Below are 19,192 nucleotides of genomic sequence, written 5' to 3'. Positions count from 1 at the left end.
ATTATAAAACCTTCAATACAACTAAAATCGTGTGAGGAGAACATAAAATGGAATGGATTCGTAAGTATCACATTGCAATTGCTTGGACGATAGCTACTAGTGCAATGTTAATTAGTTTGTTTTTTAGTGAATGGATGAAGCTGCCGCCATGTGATTTGTGCTGGTACCAAAGAATGGCCATGTATCCATTAGTATTAATATTGGGGATAGGAATGTATAGAAAAGATCCGCACGTCAGCACGTATGCATTTCCATTTGCGTGTATCGGTTTAATGTTATCTGTATATCAAATTACAATTCAAGCGTTTCCTATTAGTGAGATGAAGATTTGTTCAGTAGGAGTTTCTTGTACAGAAGATTACTTGAACTTATTTGGTTTCATCTCAATACCTATACTATCTTTTATTGGATTTTTAGCCATCATAATACTTCTATATATTAAATCTGATACAGAGACAAAAGAACAAACAATATAGTGGTTATGAACAATGTACTCAAGTAAAAAAACATACTTAAAAATAGATAATTAAAATTTAAAGAAATTATAAAAGGAGAAATTAAAATGACAACTATTCAAGCAAGTAATGAAATGTACAAAATCCCAGAGGCGGATGTAGAATTATTAAAGATTATGGCCCATCCAGTTAGGTTACAAATTGTGAAGGAGCTAGAACACCGCAAAATTTGTAATGTAACACAATTAACAGAGCTATTAGATGTCCCTCAATCAACCGTATCTCAGCATTTATCTAAGATGCGTGGCAAGATTCTCCGCTCGGAAAGAAGAGGGTTAGAGATGTACTATCATATCGCAAATTCCAAAGCATGTCAGATTGTTAGTGTACTAGGTTTATAGAAGAATATTAGACAGTAAAACAAGAATCTCATTTCATTTTGGGGTTCTTGTTTTACTATAGTCCTGATAATTATAGTTTTAATATTCTGAATTTTGTTGATATATATTTGAAAATGCGCCTATTAACTTACAAATTCTGTTATTATATTATTAAAAGAATATATGATAATTGGTAATGAGGGGGTAGATTATGAATATAGCAGTCAAAGGAAATGAACAGATTCTGGGCTTATTGAATGATTGGTATGTGGAAATTCGTGCGCGGCGCATAAGTAATGCACATCGTTTAAAAGAAGAAATTGATGATAAAATGCAAAATATAGAAGAAGATCAGAACTTATTATTATACTATTCGTTATTAGATTTTCGTCATCAATATGTAATTGATAACTTAGGTGTTTCTACAAGTAGTTTTGATAAAGTAGAATCATTTGAGATTCCTTCTAACAACACTTTAACTTATTATTATCATTTCTTTAAAGCTATCCATGCTAGTGGAACTGGTAGTTATAAGGTTGCAAAAGAACATTTTGATCAAGCCGAAAAGTTATTAGAGCTTATTCATGATGAAGTTGAGAAAGCTGAATTTTATTATAAGTTAGGTGCATTCCATTTTGATATTTGTGATTCACTAGTCTCCTTTCAGTACACAACAAGGGCAAAGGAAATGTTTTTAGCTCATGATGATTATGAGCGTAATGTCGGCTTTTGTGAGAACTTGTTGGGGTTAGCTTGTATAAATTTAAAAGAGTGGTCATTAGCGGAGGAACATTTTGCGGCTGCAATGGACAAGTTCCAAAAAGTCGGAGAAGATAAGTTTATTATTATGGTGCGCCATAACTTGGGTTGGATGTATTCTAAACAAAACCTATCCTCTTTAGCAATTCGTTATTTATCTGAAGTCATTGAAAAGTCTCCAAACCATTACAAAGCCATGTATGCAAAGGCATTGGAACATTACAAATTGGATGAGCGAGATGTCGCAGCAGAACTCATTGAGAACGGTTTAAATATTAGTAAGAAACTAAATCAAGAAGAGTTCATACATCGATATCTCATTTTACAAGAGCTAAATAATGCTTCACCTACTCAAATACTCGAAACAGTAGTGCTAGCAGGAATTGATTACTTCGAAAGAGAAGGATTGTATGAAGATGTTCAAGAGTCTTATGAGACGCTCGGAACAAAATTTTATGATGAAAAGAATCATCATGCGGAGAGTAAGTATTTCCATTTAGGGTTGCAAGCGAAACGAAAATTTTTTGAGGAAGGAGCTTTAAAATGAAAAAAGTAGTATTGAGTTTAATGGGAATTGTTACCGCTATAACCTTGACTATAGGTGTGACGAATACATCGAAGACTCCACAATCATACGAAGTGATTCAAGGTCTTTCAATTGGAGATCACGGTGGTTGATACACTAATTTAATGTATAATAAAAAGGGCTAGGATTAATCATCTAGTCCTTTTTTTATTGATTGGATGATTTAATTGGTCTTTATCAGCTTTAATACTAGGATAAGTTTTCATAAGGTTCAATTCGTAAAAATGGTAAGATGTATGCTGTGATTCGATTCGAAATCTGCTGCGTTTTTGGTTCAAATAAGAAAAAATACGATTGGGGAGTGAATGGCAATAAAGGATCATATCAGGAACTCTCAAGGGCAACTACTGCAAACAAATAAGAAAATGGTCACATCTAAAGCAAAAACAGCGTGAAACCATATCAACTTGGTTGAGAGAGGCTTATATAGAGAAGGTTAAGGTTCATAATCGTAGATTGAAACCGAGAGAACATGAAGATGTTCTAGTGTAGCTTTTGAATAAAGATTGATAATTTGTAATAAAGTTTGATGAAAAACAACCTCTTCAGGTAAAATATCTGTAAGAAGTTGTTTTTTTGTTTTTTCTGAAAAAAGGGGGTCTATAAATAAAGCTTAAGACAGATTTTAGGGATTGTTATTGAGAGATGATAAATAATTTGCTTGGACATATTGAGGGCTATATCAAAGAAGAACATTCAGGAACTGAACGGTTGGAAAAAAATAATCGGGGTAAAGTTGGGATTGCTGAGATTAAATTATTTATTAATAAAGAAGTTAGTGTCATTGAGATAGAACGAGAAACTAAATCATTGTCTGCTTTAATAAGCTTTTTAGATAAGCAAGAAAATAAAATATATGCTTATCAGCAAATTTTAAAGGGATTAATTAACGCTAATGGGGCTTGGGATAAAGAGCAGCTACAAATTAATAATATAGACTTATTAATTTTAAGGCATGGAAAAAAAGATATGAAACATAGAGTTAGGATAATGTTTAATAAATTCAGATAATTGATGAGCTCTTAATTAAGAAATAATAACTATAGATTATGGAGAGAGGCAGAATGCTAATTTCAAGTGCTTGTATTAAAGGATATAGAAATCTTAAAGAGATAGACCTAAAGTTAAATCGATTAGTCATTTTTATTGGTGAAAATAATAGTGGGAAAAGTAATTTACTCAAAGCTATGACTTTGCCATTTTTAAATAATGAGATAGGGAATGTTAATAAAAATCTTGGATGGGATGATATAAATAATGAATTGAAAAAAAAATATTTTGATTTTGTTAAAGCAAATTTAGAAAAGATAAAACAAAAAGAATTAGAAATAAAAGATTTTGAAAGTATTATTCCATTTGTATCTGTAAAAGTAACTTTTGAACCAAAAGGTGCTGATGAATTTTATGTTCGAAAATGGAATAACTCACTGGAAGATGGCAAATCTTTATATCAAATTGAATATAAATATTTTGTTGAAAGTCCTAAACAATTACTAGAGCATATAACAAATATCCTAGCTGATAAAACACAAAATGACGTAGATAAAATGAAGTTAAACTTATTACCAATAGAAATGTTTAAATATGTAATAGTAGTTCCCATAACAAACGAACAAGTAGGTTTTACTGATTTGACTAATTTTAAGTATAATTCACTTGCTGCAGAGAGAGACGACTTTTCTCATAAAAATACTCAATTAGGTTCTCAAGCGTTGGTGAATCTACTACAAAATAAATTAGGTGATGAAGAAAAAGTTAAAGTTGAAAAATCTTATGGGAATTTCTTTTCTGATTTAAAAGAGATTAGTAATCTAGAAGGGATATTTAACTGGCAAGAAACTTCAGATATAGAAAATGCCAAGGAGTTTTTTGAACAAATTAGCCTACTACCTAATATGCCAAGTCTTAGCTCGTTATTAAATAATGTTAGGCTTGGAATAGGAGACGAGTATCTTCATAGTCAAGGTTTGGGGTATCGAAATCTTATATATTTACTGGTAATGATGAATTCATTAGAGGTAAAAAAAGATAGCGCTTTAAATATTTTAACTATAGAGGAACCAGAAGCACATTTATGTATAAGTAATGAAAGATTACTGGCGAGCTTTATTAATTCTAATATAAATTCTAGTGATCAAGCTCAGTTATTTATCTCTACACATAGTTCGGAATTTTTAAGTAAATTAGAATTAAAAAATGTGACCGTAGTAAAAGAAGGAAAAGCATTTTCTTTATCATCAGTTGTAGAAGAGACTGATTTGGATTACTTAGCTAAAAAACCGAATCTAGATTTTTTGAAATTCTTGTTTTCTAGAAAATGTATATTGGTCGAGGGTCCTAGTGAAGAAATGTTAATCAAATCATATTTGGCTTTTCAGAGAAATATGTTGAATGATATTGAGGTCATCTCATTACATAAAGGATTTAAAAATATGTTAAATATTTGGTTAAAGGTAAACCAAGGTTCATCACATAGAATTGGCGTTATTAGAGATTTTGATAATCAACCTAATGCTCAACAAAGTCATGAAGAATACAATAGACAAAAAAATATATTTGTTACTACTACTACTGAATATACATTAGAACCAGAATTTGTTGAAACAGGTGAAAACTATACTCACTTGAAACAGTATTTCTCTGAGGAACATAGTTGGGAAGATGATGAAATAAATACTTCAGAAGCATTATCTGATAAATGGCGAACAGCTAAAACAGATATTATGTTAAAGTTTTGCCAGGATTTTGGTACGGGGCATTTAAAGAATATAGAATTGCCAAAACATATTAATCGAGTTTTAAAATTTTTACAGAGTGGTGTTAAAGAATGAAGATAGTAGTTGCTGGTGCAGGTGCAGGAAAAACCACTTCAATGGCTGAAGAGGTTTTAAAAAGGTATAAGGCATTAGAAGACGGAAAAATAATGTATGTAATAACCTATACTAATGCTGCTAGAGATCATATAAGAAATAAAGTGATTGAGCAACATGGAAGTCTTCCTAATCAGATTAAAGTGGAAACATCCCATGTTTTTTTGTTACAAGAAATTATTTTTCCTTTTCATCATTTGTTGTATGGACAATTTTATTCAAAAATATCATCAATAAATTTATCAAGTAATCATATTTATAGAGCGCAAAAGATTAAAGAATTGGCAGTTCAAAATATAATTCATGTTGAAGAAGTAAATAAGGTGGCCAGGTTTGTAATTAATGGTAAAAGCAATGATAGGAAGTTAGTGAAAGACAAAAGAATAAAGGTGTTGTCTATTCTAAAAAAATACTTGGATTCAATTTTTATCGATGAGGCTCAGGATATGGATACTGAATTAGCTAAAATAGTAGAGATTCTATATGCTAATGAATTTTTCTTACATATTGTAGGTGATCCTAAGCAAGATTTAAGAGGAAGAAATGAATTAAGGAGATTGATTGGCGAATATCCTCAATTTGTAGAATATAAAAAGGAAAATTATCGGTGTCCTATTTCACATGTGAATTTATCAAATAAGTATGTTCCAGAAGAAGAACAGCAAGAACACCGAATAGCACATGAAGGTTATATTAGACATTTGTTTGAAAATGATATTGATGTACCTAAATTTCTGGAACAAGAAGCATTTAATCATATCTATATTTACCAAAAAAATGACAGGTTTTTTACAAATAGTAAAGATAGAACTGGACCAAAAAATTTGTTGGAATATGAATTAAAGCTATTAATAAAAAAATCGAAGTTTGCAGAAGAGCACACTGAAAAAATAAATTATGTTTTATGCAAATGGATTAGAAATAATATAAGTGAAAAAAATAATTGGAAGATTATAAATAAGGTAAGCGAGGTGTTACAACTAAATTTTACTAAAGCAGACATGGGACGCTTGTATGCGGCGTTAGATTTAAATAGGGAGTCTGAACAGGGAGAAGCAATAATAGTGAATTCTATTGATCATGTAAAAGGATTAGAAGGATCTAAATGTTTGTTCATTTTAACAACAGAACTATCGGAATACTTTTTTAAAAATAAAGTTGATCAGAACAAGATGTTAAATTATTTATATGTTGCATTAACAAGAGCGACGCAAGAATTGGTTATTTTAATTACTAAAGAAGTTGAAGAAAAGTTTAAAAAGTCTTGGATAGAGAATACATTGTTAACTCTATTTTAAAAGTATAAATTTGACGTTCTATTATGAATTGAAAACATAGAGTTAATAATTTGCATCTTAATATAAGGGGATAAAGATATGATAAAAATTTTAATTAACGCTCCTAAGGGTGGGGTAGGAAAAACTACATTGGCAACTAATATTGCTCTATATTTAGCAAAAAATAATCATAGAGTTTGGGCTTTAGATTTAGCTCAAGGCCAACAAATGACAACAGCCTTAAAAGTAACAGAACATTTCAATGAAGAGCAAACAGCTAATAAAATTGAAACGAGAGAGTTAGAATCAATTCCTCAACGATTTAATGGGGTTCGTAATTATGATTTTTTAGTTGCAGATACAGATGATTATTTAGAAATTATTAAAGATTTGGCTGATAGGGGAATTTCTAGGGGGTGGAAAGTAATTGTACCTATAATGGATGAATACAATGGTTTGCAAAGGATTCCACAAGAAATAGGTGCGCTATTTGTTTCATCGATGTTCACTGGTGAACTTGATTTCAATTTGAAAATAGTGCCTAATAAAATTATAGATATTGATTCAATAGAAAAGATAAGAATCCAATTAGAGAATCATGGAATAGAAGAATTTATAAGTGAAAGTTATATCACTAATTGTGAAGCTGAAGCTCCATATTATATTAATGAGGAAAACTTCAATGAAGGAATAAGAGTTTTACTAGAAGAAATTGAGGTGATATAGTGTCGAAGCTTATATTTGGTTTAAAAGGAAAAAATAAATTAGATGGAAAGGTGAGTATTTATCTTCCTAAAAAACTACTCAAGGAATTTGAGTTAATGGATTTAAAAAAAATCTGGGGATTAAAAGATTCTTCAGAGGTAGTAAAATTTTGTATATCGTTTTATGCTTTTTATTATTTAGAGTTTAATCGAGAATTATATGAACAATTAAAGTATAGTAAAGTTCCTAATGAATTTTTTGGGAAACGAGAAGAATTTAGGGAAAACATTACTTTAAAAGAGTTTGAAGAACATTTTACTAAAATTGAGGTACTTAATTGGCATTTAATTGTTTGTTTAAGTAAGTATAAGGGAGGATTTGAGGAACACTTTGATATTATTAGAGAAATTATTAGATTTAGTTGGGATCATCTAGAAAAAGCTAATTATGGAGGAAAAGAAAAAGTATTTAAATTAGGTATGACAGATATTTTCCGAAAAAACATTAGTAATCTTAAAATTCTTCACGGTAATTATAGTGAAAAAAATTTAATGAAAAAGTGTTTAGAGTTTTATGCTTATAATGTTGATACCAATAAAAATTCAGTCTACTCAAAGAGTTATTCCGATAAATATCTAGATGAAGCAAATGAACTTTCGGAAATAAGTTTAGAATTGACTGGTAGTTTGGCTGAAACTTTAAATTTTAAGTATGGTATTGTAAATGATATTCAAGAGATAGTTGCTTATAATTTAATGGTGTTTAAAAATTTATTCCCAGAAAGGAGCATAAATAATGGCAAAATTACATAAAGAATTAGCCTGTAGGCTCCTAAGCTATTCAACAAAAGAAAAAGAAGAAATAGGGAATAAAATAGTATTAGCGTTAGGAGGAGACCCAACTAAAACTGTTACGGGTTTACCAGCGAGAAGAGGGAATTCAGATGGTGGTATAGATGGTAGAATCCCTATTTTAATTGAAGTGATTAAAGAAGTACGTAGGGGAAGTGGTACCCTTTATAGTGATGTAGTAAGACAGGAGGCTAATGCTGCATTTTGTATAAAACTACAAAGTCAGAACTTTACTAGAGATCAATTAGGAGCTTTTATAGAAGATATGAGGAGAGAGCGTATTTTTGACGGTATTATTGTTACGGTATTGCCATTATCTCAGGATGCGGAAGTTAGATTTAAAAGTTATAATGAGAAAGGTGATATAAGAATTCGTCATATCCTTATAGAGGAACTATTGGCTAATGACGTATCTATTGATTTCGAATTAGTAAATGGCGAATCTTTTCAGAGTAACTTTCTTAATGCTTTGAAAGAATTTACACAGAGAAATTAGTCTTTGAGTAATAAAAATGAAAATAATCTAGTCTATAAAAAGGATTTTAATCAATCTTTTTATAAAAACTAAACCTATCCCAAAACAAAACCCATGTATTTTGCTCAGTCTTTGTTCAAAATGTATGGGTTTCTTCTATTATAAAATCAATGTTTGCAGTACTGTTTTAATCAAACTTTATTTCAAAGCAACAATAGAGCTAGATTCTATGGTTATATATAATGATAAGGAAGCTAAGTATATAAGAAGTAGAAAATCGTTATATCAGGCGAAATGTCCTATATGCCAAGACATCATGTCGTTTAATAAAGGTCTAAGATAGTTAATAGAAATTCATATTTTTTTCATTTAGATAAAGAACATTGTTTTTCCTTTGAATGACTAGCACATGTTAGAACTAAGAAATATTTATATGAATTATTTAGTAAGGCTGGTTACATCGTAAAAAACCAGAAAGGACATAAAGACATTTCACGTGCCGATATAGCGGTACTGAAAACAATTGATGAAAAAGAAGAGCTTAAGTTGGCAGTCGAATTACAGGCATCTAATATTTGGACTAGTAATATCGAGAAGAGAACAAATATTTATTTTAAAGAAAATGTACTAACTGCATGGATATTAATACTAGATAGTTTTCTTCCACCTAAGGGAACCGAAGTAAATGAGGAAAAAATTCTACACAGATATTTAAAGTAGTACAAGAATCAATGAATTCAACCTAAAAACAAGATCTTGTGAGTATACATATATTTCCCTATCTATAAATTCTTAATTATTTCTGATACTATTGAGCTTAAGAAAAAGTGGAATTTTGTAGAGAAAGACATCTGGTAGGAGGTTTGTTTAGTCTAAAAGGGGTTGTTGATTATAAATTAATAAAGTTATATATTAGGAATCAAAAAAACAGATAGAAAGAGGGGATTAAAAATGGAAAATTACAAAAGATTTAAAATGACTGAGGAGAGTGAATTTTCGTATTTCCTTGAATATATTATTATTAGTTTTGTGAAAAAACTGCGTAGACTTGAGATATACATAAATGAGATGGAGGATATTTTGGTAGATGCTATGAATATTGAATCGTTAAAAAGTTGTCTCGACAGCCATGCCGACATGATGTCTTCACCTGTTTGTAATGTTGAAATATTTAAAAACACTTTACCCGCAGGGATATATGATAAATATATGGATTTAACTACAGCAACTGGGCTGGGAATATCAAATTTACTCTCGGACACGCAAGGAGACTCAATATCTTATTATAATTTTAGAAAGATAATAGATAAATCAAAATTCAAAGAAAAACTAAAACCTCTTAGCAACACTCAAAAAAAAATGTTGGAACATAGCAGAGACTTTAGAAACTGGGCTGCTCATGTTCCACAATCTTTAATAAATGCAGAGATTGTAGCAGCAGAAAGTATGAATAATTTAAATAAGGAAAAGCTTATAGCGACAAGAAAAAAAATTATGGTCCCGGTTTTTGAAACTCATGAAACCGAATACCTTATTAAGCTTTATATGGACTCTTACATGAGTCGGAAAGTTTACAGGACACTGCTTTTAAAAATCCACGAGGATTACCAAGCTATTTCTGGACAAAAAGCAAGTGTAGATTACTTACCAATAAAAACAAGGGAGTATAAGATTGATAGTTCTATACCAGATATTTCACTTAGTATGCAGAGAAAAAAATATAAACACTCAAAATAAACCCTTGTACAAATTGAAATGATCAATAAAGAAGGTTTTGGTTATCAAAGTAAGATGTTAAAGGTCCTCAAGCTTTATAAATGGGACTTCTACTTGGGGTGCGTATCATAACAGAGAATTTAACGCAAGACTGAGTCTATGAAATGGAATGCTTCTTTTAACCATAAAAAAATCCACCCCTTAGTTACACAAGTTATATTATTTATCGATCTTCCTAAGAGAGAGCATATTAATTCATTGAAAAAATGGATTAATATGCGTATTTTAAAATGTAAGCTTCGTGCTGGTATTCATTTGAAAGTTATTGTTGTAACTCACTATTAACGCCCCATTCCCGATTAATTTTCGTCTATATTATTAACAATTATAAATATAGTACTTATTTATAGTTGTTCCCACGGTCATGAAGTGATCTTTCCTAAAAAAGAGAGTAAAAGAGAATACTATTCTATTTATAAACCTGATAGTAATTACTCAGTATCATCAGAAATAATATATAAAGAAACAAGAGCTTTTTTATATAGCTGGAACATTATTAATAAGTTAATTATTACTTACAATATCAACCATTTATAATCTATAATAAGTATAACTAAACAACCTTAAAAAGGGAGACGTATCCTAAATGAATAAAAATATGTACATTCAGGAATTAGCAGAACTCTATGAACAAAGTAGAATAGTTCCTTTTATTGGAGCTGGCCTATCAATGCCTTTTAATATACCTAGTTGGAATAGTATTATAAAGGAATTAATGAAAAAAGTAGGTGAAGAATACCACCCAGCTATTAACTTTGAGTTAAAGCAACATAATTATTGGGAAGCAGTTGACTTACTTATGAGATTTGGAAATCTTATTGAGTATGATGTTCAACAAGAGATATGTGCAATCATACAAAGTTCAATTCATAGGGATATTTCCATTGAAACTCATAATTATGCAGATTTAGGTCGCTTGGCATTTAAAACTTTTGTTACTACAAATTATGACGGCTTGTTGTATGAATTTTTAGAAGGAAATAGTCATTTGCCAGTAAATTTGGCAGATGTCCAAATCAATTCTCAAAAACTTATTAATAATACCGATTTTAAACGAATTTGGTGTCTTCATGGTCAACTATCCAATCCAGGTTCGATTGTATTAACACGAAACAAGTATGAGCTTTTGTATGGAAACAATAACTATATTGAGTTATTTTCATTATTAAAAGCAAGTAATACATTTTTATTTTTAGGTTTTTCCTTTGATGATCATTATCTTAAAAAATTAATTAACGTGAATAAAGATATTTTTAACAATGTCCATTATATAGTTTTGAATAAGCCAACAATTCAAAATATAAAGTATCTTAGGGAGCATTATAATCTTAAAGTAATACCAATAGAAGTTGATGAAAATATTGACTACGCAAGTGAAATAAGAGAGATTTTAAAACAAATTTCATTTAAAGAAGTGCAGAAAGAAAATAAAAAAAAAGATATTAGTGATATAAATCTTTCTAAAAAGATAGGACCGATTTGGAATGTTCCATATAAAAAAAATATATTTTTTATGGGAAGAAAAGCTGAGTTAGAACATTTAGAGCGTGCAGTGTACTCTAATAAGGGTACATCTTTTATACAAGCTATAAGTGGACTAGGTGGAATTGGGAAAACGCAACTAGCATTACAATATTGTTATCAAAAAAGAAATCAGTATGATGTAATTTACTGGATTAACGCTGAAAATAACGCTTCAATTATTGCTAGCTATGAGAAACTTGCAGCTACTCTTCATTTGCCACTAAGTGATGAGAAAAACAATAACGTAACATTAGAAGTCGTTAAAAAGTGGATGCAGACAAATTCGAATTGGTTAATTGTATTTGATAATTTAATGGAGGAAGAAACATTACAAACATTTTTACCTACATTATTTTGTGGGGATATTATAATTACTACAAGGAAATCCAATATATCTAGTCTAATCAATCCTATGGATCTTGATAAATTCAAAAGAAGTGAATCTATTCAGTTCATATTAAATAGAATTCAAAAGCATAAGTGTTTTGAAGGTAGTGCTGATCAATTAGCGGATACATTAGATGATTTGCCTTTAGCTCTTGAACAAGCAAGTGCTTATATAATAAAAACTGGAATCTCTATAGATGATTACTTAAAAAGATTTAAAAAATATAGACAACAAATTATTAGGGAAGGTATGCCACTGGATTATAACTTTACAATTGCAACAACTTGGGAAATGTCATTTGAAGAAATTAAAAAGAAGAATCCAAAAGCTTTAGATTTTATCTATTTATGCTCAGTTTTATCACCAGATAAAATCGAATTAGAAATTTTTAAAAATCATAATGACGATATCTTAGACATTCTTTCTAACTGGATTCCTTCAGAATTAGAACTTGATCAAATACTAGCTACATTAAGAGAATTTTCGTTAATTAAATCTCATGAAAGTAGTTTTTCAATTCACAGATTAGTGCAGGTTGTTATTAATGATAAGTTAGATATATATCAGAGGAAATATTTTATTGATATTGGTTTAAATCTATTATTGGATAACTGGGAGAATCTAAAAAACAAGGATTCAAAAATTTCGCATACGTTAACTATTACCAAATATGCCATTGATAACGAGATATGCTTAGACGAAGTTACAAAAATACTAAATTTATTAAGTGGATTGTTAATTAGCTTAGGTCAGTTTAATAAAGCGATGGAGATTTTATATACTGCATTAAAAATTGATAGAATGTTATATAGTGAATTACATTTTTCAGTAGCAAGGGACTATAATAGTTTAGGAGTTTTATATACAAATTTAGGTGACTATAATAAGGCCGAAGCATATTTTAAAAAATCCATTAGCATAGATACCTTCAATAAAGGGAATCGAGTAGATTTTTCACACAACTTAGCTACCTTAAAATGGAAACAAGGTTTTCCTTATGAGGCTGCACAAATATATGAAGAGACCATAAAGAGAATTGAATTTTATAATTTAATTCAAGAAGATATAATGGTATCTGCAATATTCATTAGTTTTGGTTCGTTGCTTAATGAGATAGGAGAGTATGAAAAAGCCAAGCAGTATTTAATGAATATAATTAAGTTGCTTAAAACACACGTAGGAGTGAAAACAAGCTCTCTACTGATTCGCGCATATAATAATTTATCATTATTACATGAATCTTTAGGAGAATACGAAGAAGCGATTACGACCATACACAGGGCTATAAAGTTAGTAGAGCAATATGTAGGTAAAAATAGCTTCGAAATCATTGAATGTTATAATAATTTAGGTCTATATTATTATAAAATGTATGAAGCTAGTCAATTTACTGCAAAATTAGATACTAATAAATTAATTTTATCAAAAAAATACTTAAATAGATCTTTATCCATAAGTCGTAAGTTATTAGGGGAAAATCATATTTTACAAACCGATATTCTAAATAATTTAGCAATGACCTATGAAGCTTTGGGTGATTATAATTTAGCTAAAACCATGCTCCTAGAAGGATTAAGTATCTGTAAAGAACATCTAGGTAATGTAAGTCATCCGAAAATTGCAACAATTGAATCTAACCTAGGAAGTATTACATGGAAATTAGGGGATTACAAAAAAGGAGAAGAGTTGCTATTAAACGTCTTAAAAAATGATGTTTTAACATATGGAAAAAATAATGTGGAAATAGCTAGGGATTATAGAAAATTAAGTGATATGTACTATAGTAATAGGGACTATGATAAAGCAATAAAATCTTTAAAAAAATCCCATGAAATTTACAAATCTACTATCGGAGATGACAAGTACGAAACTTTATTAACACAGCTACAAATATATTTTATGTTATTAGATAATGCCTGTTATAAAGAAGCAAAAAATCTTTCAGCAAAAGTGTTAAAATCAGCATTGCATCAATATGGTGAGGGTAGTCCAATTGTTGAACATATAAAACTAACAATTGCAAAATTAAAATAAAGAAATTCTAAAACTCATATGTTCATTTGTTCGGGAATTTTATAATCAATATGTTTACGATTCATTAATGGTTATAAAATTCCCAACCATAAGCTTAGAGATAAAAAGACAAATTTGTTGAACGAACAATGGCAACTAATAGCATTGTTTTTCAAGAAAATTTAAAGTATGTACATTGGAAAAGGAGAGTAGACGTTTTGGAATATGTTGTGAGAAAGGAAAGAACTCTATCATCATTAATTTTACATTAAATCCGTGTTTAATTGATAATCTGATTATATTGATGTGTATTAAATATGCGGAAATTACTAATAGTGGGTGCATGTGTATAGGCGTCAAAGATTCAAAATTGAACTATTGTATTGCAAACTTAAGGAGAGATATTACTTGGATAAACAGAAAATGGAAAAAGAAAAGAAGATTAGTAAGGTATTATTCTGGATTGCGTCGATAGCTTACTTTATTTTAACTGTATTTACATTTTGTTTTTGGAATATGGAAGGACTTTATGGTGAAAAAGAAGGGTTTAAAGTGCTACAAGATTATACAAAGACTATAGCACAAACTAATTTATCAATGATTTTTGGCTTAGTAGCGTTGTTAATTGGAGTAGCTGCATTAAATTCTAACTCTATTACAGAAGTTATTCCTACAAAAGCCGAATTTATATCTACTATAAACGCTATGTTACTATTTATAATTTCAAATTTAGCTGTCTTGTCTCTAGGTTATACTAAAAGCTTTGTTGCAAATCCATATATTCATTTGGGTATGATGATTTATCTCGCAATTATATTTTCTATTTTAATGTATAAGGTTATTAAATTATGCGAAAAAACATTAGGGAAAATTGTATATAAAAAATAATTTCATATAACACATTTAAGGAGGATATTTCATAAATGGAGCAGGTTATACAAGAGTTTTTTTCTCCAAATAAAAACTATAAGGTTCAAATCATTGAAAGAAAAGATGGTCTATACACAACAGAAGCGTATAGATGGATGGAGGATTGTGGATATGAATTTTGGAGTTATATATCACAAGGATTGACTTTGATAGATAGTGAGGAACATGCGCGAAAGATTGCTATGGAACAACTAAAGGAATGTTCAAGGGATGAGTTTTAAAAATATGCTATTTTATCTATAAATTTATAAGGAATTATGATGTTTCATTTTTGGTGAAAGAATAAAAATATTTTGTAAGTGAATCTAGTATTATTAATTTCTAGACTCACATCTTTTTTATGAAAATATAGAAGTGAATCTCAATTAATCTTATTTATCTTATGTGAAGTATGAGATATGATAAGATTAGGTGCAAAGATGCACTATTTGAAAAAGAATGCACTGCAAAAAGGAATCCGTAAAGGATTCCTTTTGTGTTTTTTAGAAAATGAAACATATTTGTGATTTGTCACACAGAGAGAGCAAGTGTTTCAATGGGTAAAACGCTATGTTGAGTCTTTTTTCTGTCGGTGGTCATCTAATCAATGAAATGACTAATGATTATGATAGTTTGTGTCTAGCAACATTCAGTGTATAAACGAATGTATTAAGAAAAGGGTGAAATATTGGATAACTCGAAATGGATACCTTTAAGTAATGTTGATGCTGAGGAGGAAATTTGGGCAGGAGCAAGAGTTAGGTTGTACAATGTTGGTATGAATAGAGAAGACAAAGAAAATAATTTCTATGAATATATTATTTCTTATATATACGACAACAATAACTACTTACAACTAACTAATTTAACAACAGGAAAAGCAGGTTATATCATTTGTGTCATTGAAAAAGAATTACCAAATAATTATGCTTTGGGCAAAACATTAAAGCAAAGAATAGGCTTAGAAAATATCTATTTTAGATTTGAATGTGAATAATCAAAAACTAAGGGAAGCACCAACTCTAAGGTGTCTTCCCATATTTAATACTTTTTATCAATAATCAATATTAACAGATCCTAAATAAAAAAATTGAGAAGAATGAATAACATTCTTCTCAATTTCAGCAATTAGTAGCCATTGCTGAAAGTCTATTCCAAATCTATAGACCTCTCTATATTTTTTCCAACTTTGCAACAGAACCAAATCGAAAATTATAAAATAGGAAAGAAAATTGCAATTAAGTAGATATAAAAAGCTAAGGTAAAACCCTAGCTTTTTGTGTTACTACTATTACAGGCTTTTAAATAAAAATCAAACTTTTGTGCTGCGTCATTTAAAGAACCTAATGCATAATACCCTTCTTTTGTTACTCCAACACACCCGATTAAAGGAGAAGAAAGGAAATCTAACATAAATTGTATTTCATTCAAATCAGGTGGGGTATTGAATTGTTCGTCATTTTTCAACAATAAATATATTTCACGTGCTTGTACAATTCCTTTGGTAAATGGGTCACTACTTTGCTCGGATAAGCATTTAATTATTGCTTGAAGCAGTAGTCCTTCTCTAATGATTTTATTTCGATCTTCTTCAAGGACACTTAAATTTACCAATCCTTTCTGTAAAAATATCTTTTTGTAGGAATCTGAATTTAAGGGCACTTCGACATGCCATCTAATTAATATTTGCAATGAGTCAACATCAATTAAAACTACATCTCGATTTATAGCTCGATCGATTAAACGAGTTCCTTGAAAACTAATCCCTACAATTGCAGCATAATTTGCTTCATGCTTGTTTTTATGTTCAACTATAGTATCAAAATCTATTGAGCCCTCTGAAACTACACTATGATAAGTTGCTTTTGCATCTACAGTTACAGAGTAAGCAAATTTCGGAGCGGTTGGTGCATGAAGAAGAATGTCCGTTTTACCTGAACCACCAAAATGTTTAACATTAAACCCTAATAGGCTAAACCCTACTTCTAAAGCCTTTTCAAAACGCTCAGGATTTGACGAATCGTTAGAAGCTAATCGTATTTCATTTAAACATTTATCTACATAACTACTGGAATTTTCATTTGTGATAATGGAATTTCCAGTTTGCGCAATTTCTACTGTGTTTATTGATAAATTACCTTTTATTAATTCATAAAAATTTGTCCCACGATTTGTTAAACCATACAATTCCGTACCTATTTCCTGAATTAATTTAGCGTTTTGTAAAATATGTAATCTTTTGCTCAGCTCGCTTGTGTTTTTATATGAAAAATTATAAGAAACTTTTCCACGTGCAGCGAGTTGTTTGATGCTTAATTTTTCTTGGTGAAGTTCAGCTAATATTTCAAATACAAAGTTAAATTTATTATTAACACAACAGGCAAAATCCATTTCAAAATTTTCAGTAGGGAATTTTTTCCCTAAGCGAGTTGTTCGGTACTGTGTTTTAGATTTTTTTTCAATAAAGTCTAGATTTGATAGTGTCGAAAGAAGAGACCCAACCGAACTTTCTTTTATATCATATGTTTCGGCGGAGTAATTAATAATTGTTTGGATTTCAGTTGAATTATCCATTAATAATAAATAGGAATAAGCGGTTTCATGCATTGTGTTAATATTACCGGGAAAATACCCTATTCCGTTCTTCCTTTGTATCTTTTCTTCATCAGTTAACTTACATAACTCTAACGCCCATTCTGATATTGGAACTTCTGTTTCTGGGATTGTACTATCGATGTCAACTACTATATCTTCGTGATTAAAATAGCCTACTGAACTTAAAAATTTTTTACCCAATTCAGTGATTCTATATATATATGAAAAATCTTCATAATTGATTAGATCTAAATCTCGAAGCCAACCTAATCTATTATGTATTTCAGATTTTTCTTTCCAAGGCAATTTGTAATCGTTTAGAGCAATGTCCCTTATTTGTTGTATTTGTGCAGGATTTTTAGATAATATATTGAGAATTTCTGAAAAAAATCTAATGTTAGCATTTAAGATAGCAGCTAAGTATAAATTATCCGATGTATCCAACCATTTAGAAATTTCGTCCGACATTTCCCAATCGCCGTTTAATTTTTTTTTAACAATACCAGTAGGACGTAAAAAAATTAATAGCCGTTCTAATGTGTCTTGCCTATTGCTCCCATCGATGTAAATTGTCTTGTTATATGGTTTTTTTTCTTTTAGTGCATTTAATATCATTTTTAATGATTCCGCATAACCCTTTGAACTACGTGGTATTTTTGGCATGGAGAAAACTTTTGTATCCCAGTCTCTTATCTTTGGGTAATCCGATGATTCAATTATATACATTTTTCCATCCCCCTTTTAATGTATAAAAAGATACTGTTTTCTTTAATATTATATAGTTGGTAATAAATATCAACATAATTTTTTATTTGATAAAATATTTTATTAAAATCTTATTGTAAGGATTATTAATGAAAGTCAATACAGTTTGGGAAGATATTAGAAGCATTAAATTTTTATTTGTCGTTTTTTAAGAGTGAGCTTTTCATAAAGATAAAGTTCACTTTCTTAACCGTCCTTGATCGAAAGACCAATTAAAGAAGAATACAGGTTCTGTTGCAAAGTTGGAAAAAATATAGAGAGGTCTATAGATTTGGAATAGACTTTCAGCAATGGCTACTAATTGCTGTAGTTCTTTGTACACTGAAAAGACGGAGTCTGATTCAAGACTTCGTCTTTGTTTATAAATGGCCTGAATCGTTTCAATCCCTTTTATGGTACGTGAAGCATGACGAATATTTTGGAATCCAGAAGATTTGGCAAAACGCTGCTTGATGATCGCGTATTCTACGAAGTGGAGATCCAAGGTATACCCATCTCCATTAATTGCACGATAAAGATAACACCAATCCCCTTTAACTTTGATGTACGTTTCATCTAAATGCCAAGCATGGTGTGCAGTTTTGTTTTTCTTTTTCCAAATTTGATAAATCAGATTGCCATATTTATGCACCCAACGCATGATTGTTGTAGGGTGAACGGAAACCCCTCGTTCTTGTAGAATCTCAGATACATCGCGATAGCTTAAAGAAAAACGACAGTAGTAGCCGATGGATACCAAAATAATATCCTTTTTGAATTGTTTCCCTTTAAAATATCGCATTTGTGATTCTTCTTACCCTTTTTTCTAAAGTGTAGTCTCATTTAGAAAACCTTGCAACAGAACCTAAAATTCTACTATCTTTT

At 29.8% G+C, this 19,192-nt stretch carries 17 protein-coding genes and 2 pseudogenes; 17 read left to right on the top strand and 2 right to left on the bottom strand.

The window, feature by feature from the left end; all coding sequences use genetic code 11:
• The first annotated feature begins 47 nt into the window (after positions 1 to 47).
• The 17 genes and pseudogenes from MR112_RS22340 (at position 48) to MR112_RS22270 (ending at position 15,965) form a co-directional block, all read left to right on the top strand.
• Positions 48 to 476: a disulfide oxidoreductase gene (locus tag MR112_RS22340; protein WP_242245362.1), complete on the top strand. Its 429-nt coding sequence runs from the start codon at positions 48 to 50 to the stop codon at positions 474 to 476.
• A gap of 86 nt (positions 477 to 562) precedes the next feature.
• Positions 563 to 856, top strand: a complete 294-nt coding sequence (locus MR112_RS22335) for an ArsR/SmtB family transcription factor (protein WP_000207870.1) — start codon at positions 563 to 565, stop codon at positions 854 to 856.
• 190 nt (positions 857 to 1,046) lie between these two features.
• Entirely contained in the window at positions 1,047 to 2,141 is a 1,095-nt protein-coding gene (locus MR112_RS22330; protein ID WP_242245361.1) for a response regulator aspartate phosphatase, read from the top strand.
• Positions 2,138 to 2,272 (top strand): hypothetical protein, encoded by a 135-nt coding sequence (locus MR112_RS28805; RefSeq protein WP_255772758.1) that lies wholly within the window; start codon positions 2,138 to 2,140, stop codon positions 2,270 to 2,272. The genes MR112_RS22330 and MR112_RS28805 overlap by 4 nt, the downstream gene beginning before the upstream one ends.
• 219 nt (positions 2,273 to 2,491) lie before the next feature.
• Positions 2,492 to 2,666: pseudogene (locus tag MR112_RS28800) on the top strand (transposase); the annotation flags it as partial.
• A gap of 159 nt (positions 2,667 to 2,825) precedes the next feature.
• The gene (locus tag MR112_RS22325; protein WP_242245360.1) at positions 2,826 to 3,191 is read left to right on the top strand and encodes a hypothetical protein; all 366 of its coding nucleotides are present in this window, start codon (positions 2,826 to 2,828) and stop codon (positions 3,189 to 3,191) included.
• Between the two features lie 53 nt (positions 3,192 to 3,244).
• Positions 3,245 to 5,011: an ATP-dependent nuclease gene (locus MR112_RS22320; RefSeq protein WP_242245359.1), complete on the top strand. Its 1,767-nt coding sequence runs from the start codon at positions 3,245 to 3,247 to the stop codon at positions 5,009 to 5,011.
• Entirely contained in the window at positions 5,008 to 6,348 is a 1,341-nt protein-coding gene (locus MR112_RS22315) for a UvrD-helicase domain-containing protein (RefSeq protein WP_242245358.1), read from the top strand. The genes MR112_RS22320 and MR112_RS22315 overlap by 4 nt, the downstream gene beginning before the upstream one ends.
• 78 nt (positions 6,349 to 6,426) lie before the next feature.
• Positions 6,427 to 7,053 (top strand): nucleotide-binding protein, encoded by a 627-nt coding sequence (locus tag MR112_RS22310; protein ID WP_242245357.1) that lies wholly within the window; start codon positions 6,427 to 6,429, stop codon positions 7,051 to 7,053.
• Positions 7,053 to 7,844 (top strand): hypothetical protein, encoded by a 792-nt coding sequence (locus MR112_RS22305; RefSeq protein WP_242245356.1) that lies wholly within the window; start codon positions 7,053 to 7,055, stop codon positions 7,842 to 7,844. Before MR112_RS22310 ends, MR112_RS22305 begins: the two co-directional genes overlap by 1 nt.
• A complete protein-coding gene (locus tag MR112_RS22300) occupies positions 7,828 to 8,379 on the top strand; it encodes a hypothetical protein (protein WP_242245355.1) in 552 nt (183 codons plus the stop codon). Before MR112_RS22305 ends, MR112_RS22300 begins: the two co-directional genes overlap by 17 nt.
• Before the next feature lie 438 nt (positions 8,380 to 8,817).
• The gene (locus MR112_RS22295) at positions 8,818 to 9,078 is read left to right on the top strand and encodes a competence protein CoiA family protein (RefSeq protein WP_370658498.1); all 261 of its coding nucleotides are present in this window, start codon (positions 8,818 to 8,820) and stop codon (positions 9,076 to 9,078) included.
• A gap of 231 nt (positions 9,079 to 9,309) precedes the next feature.
• Complete coding sequence (locus MR112_RS22290; RefSeq protein WP_242245353.1) at positions 9,310 to 10,095, top strand: hypothetical protein; 786 nt, start codon at positions 9,310 to 9,312, stop codon at positions 10,093 to 10,095.
• A gap of 625 nt (positions 10,096 to 10,720) precedes the next feature.
• Positions 10,721 to 14,080, top strand: a complete 3,360-nt coding sequence (locus tag MR112_RS22285) for a tetratricopeptide repeat protein (protein ID WP_242245352.1) — start codon at positions 10,721 to 10,723, stop codon at positions 14,078 to 14,080.
• Positions 14,081 to 14,467: 387 nt separating this feature from the next.
• Positions 14,468 to 14,947, top strand: a complete 480-nt coding sequence (locus tag MR112_RS22280; RefSeq protein ID WP_242245351.1) for a hypothetical protein — start codon at positions 14,468 to 14,470, stop codon at positions 14,945 to 14,947.
• 35 nt (positions 14,948 to 14,982) lie between these two features.
• Positions 14,983 to 15,210 carry a hypothetical protein gene (locus tag MR112_RS22275; protein ID WP_000438636.1) on the top strand — a complete coding sequence of 76 codons (228 nt, stop codon included), beginning with the start codon at positions 14,983 to 14,985 and terminating at the stop codon, positions 15,208 to 15,210.
• A 464-nt stretch (positions 15,211 to 15,674) separates the two neighbouring features.
• Entirely contained in the window at positions 15,675 to 15,965 is a 291-nt protein-coding gene (locus tag MR112_RS22270; protein ID WP_242245498.1) for a hypothetical protein, read from the top strand.
• Positions 15,966 to 16,237: 272 nt separating this feature from the next.
• Here the strand turns inward: MR112_RS22270 and MR112_RS22265 are convergent, their stop codons facing one another.
• Together MR112_RS22265 and MR112_RS28965 are read right to left on the bottom strand one after the other, a co-directional pair.
• Positions 16,238 to 18,289 carry a hypothetical protein gene (locus tag MR112_RS22265; RefSeq protein ID WP_242245350.1) on the bottom strand — a complete coding sequence of 684 codons (2,052 nt, stop codon included), beginning with the start codon at positions 18,287 to 18,289 and terminating at the stop codon, positions 16,238 to 16,240.
• A 328-nt stretch (positions 18,290 to 18,617) separates the two neighbouring features.
• A pseudogene (locus MR112_RS28965) lies at positions 18,618 to 19,109 on the bottom strand (IS6 family transposase); the annotation flags it as partial.
• Positions 19,110 to 19,192 lie beyond the last annotated feature (83 nt).

The organism is Bacillus cereus group sp. BfR-BA-01330, assembly GCF_022663885.1.
GTDB lineage: Bacteria > Bacillota > Bacilli > Bacillales > Bacillaceae_G > Bacillus_A > Bacillus_A cereus.
The sequence above is the reverse complement of the archived record's forward strand: the minus strand, read 5'-3'. Positions and strand labels throughout refer to the sequence as shown.

Bases quoted from the DNA above. Each gene is read 5' to 3' on its own strand.
- MR112_RS22340 (WP_242245362.1), top strand. From the start codon at position 48: ATGGAATGGATTCGTAAGTATCACATTGCAATTGCTTGGACGATAGCT.
- MR112_RS22335 (WP_000207870.1), top strand. From the start codon at position 563: ATGACAACTATTCAAGCAAGTAATGAAATGTACAAAATCCCAGAGGCG.
- MR112_RS22330 (WP_242245361.1), top strand. From the start codon at position 1,047: ATGAATATAGCAGTCAAAGGAAATGAACAGATTCTGGGCTTATTGAAT.
- MR112_RS28805 (WP_255772758.1), top strand. From the start codon at position 2,138: ATGAAAAAAGTAGTATTGAGTTTAATGGGAATTGTTACCGCTATAACC.
- MR112_RS22325 (WP_242245360.1), top strand. From the start codon at position 2,826: ATGATAAATAATTTGCTTGGACATATTGAGGGCTATATCAAAGAAGAA.
- MR112_RS22320 (WP_242245359.1), top strand. From the start codon at position 3,245: ATGCTAATTTCAAGTGCTTGTATTAAAGGATATAGAAATCTTAAAGAG.
- MR112_RS22315 (WP_242245358.1), top strand. From the start codon at position 5,008: ATGAAGATAGTAGTTGCTGGTGCAGGTGCAGGAAAAACCACTTCAATG.
- MR112_RS22310 (WP_242245357.1), top strand. From the start codon at position 6,427: ATGATAAAAATTTTAATTAACGCTCCTAAGGGTGGGGTAGGAAAAACT.
- MR112_RS22300 (WP_242245355.1), top strand. From the start codon at position 7,828: ATGGCAAAATTACATAAAGAATTAGCCTGTAGGCTCCTAAGCTATTCA.
- MR112_RS22290 (WP_242245353.1), top strand. From the start codon at position 9,310: ATGGAAAATTACAAAAGATTTAAAATGACTGAGGAGAGTGAATTTTCG.
- MR112_RS22285 (WP_242245352.1), top strand. From the start codon at position 10,721: ATGAATAAAAATATGTACATTCAGGAATTAGCAGAACTCTATGAACAA.
- MR112_RS22275 (WP_000438636.1), top strand. From the start codon at position 14,983: ATGGAGCAGGTTATACAAGAGTTTTTTTCTCCAAATAAAAACTATAAG.
- MR112_RS22265 (WP_242245350.1), bottom strand. From the start codon at position 18,289: ATGTATATAATTGAATCATCGGATTACCCAAAGATAAGAGACTGGGAT.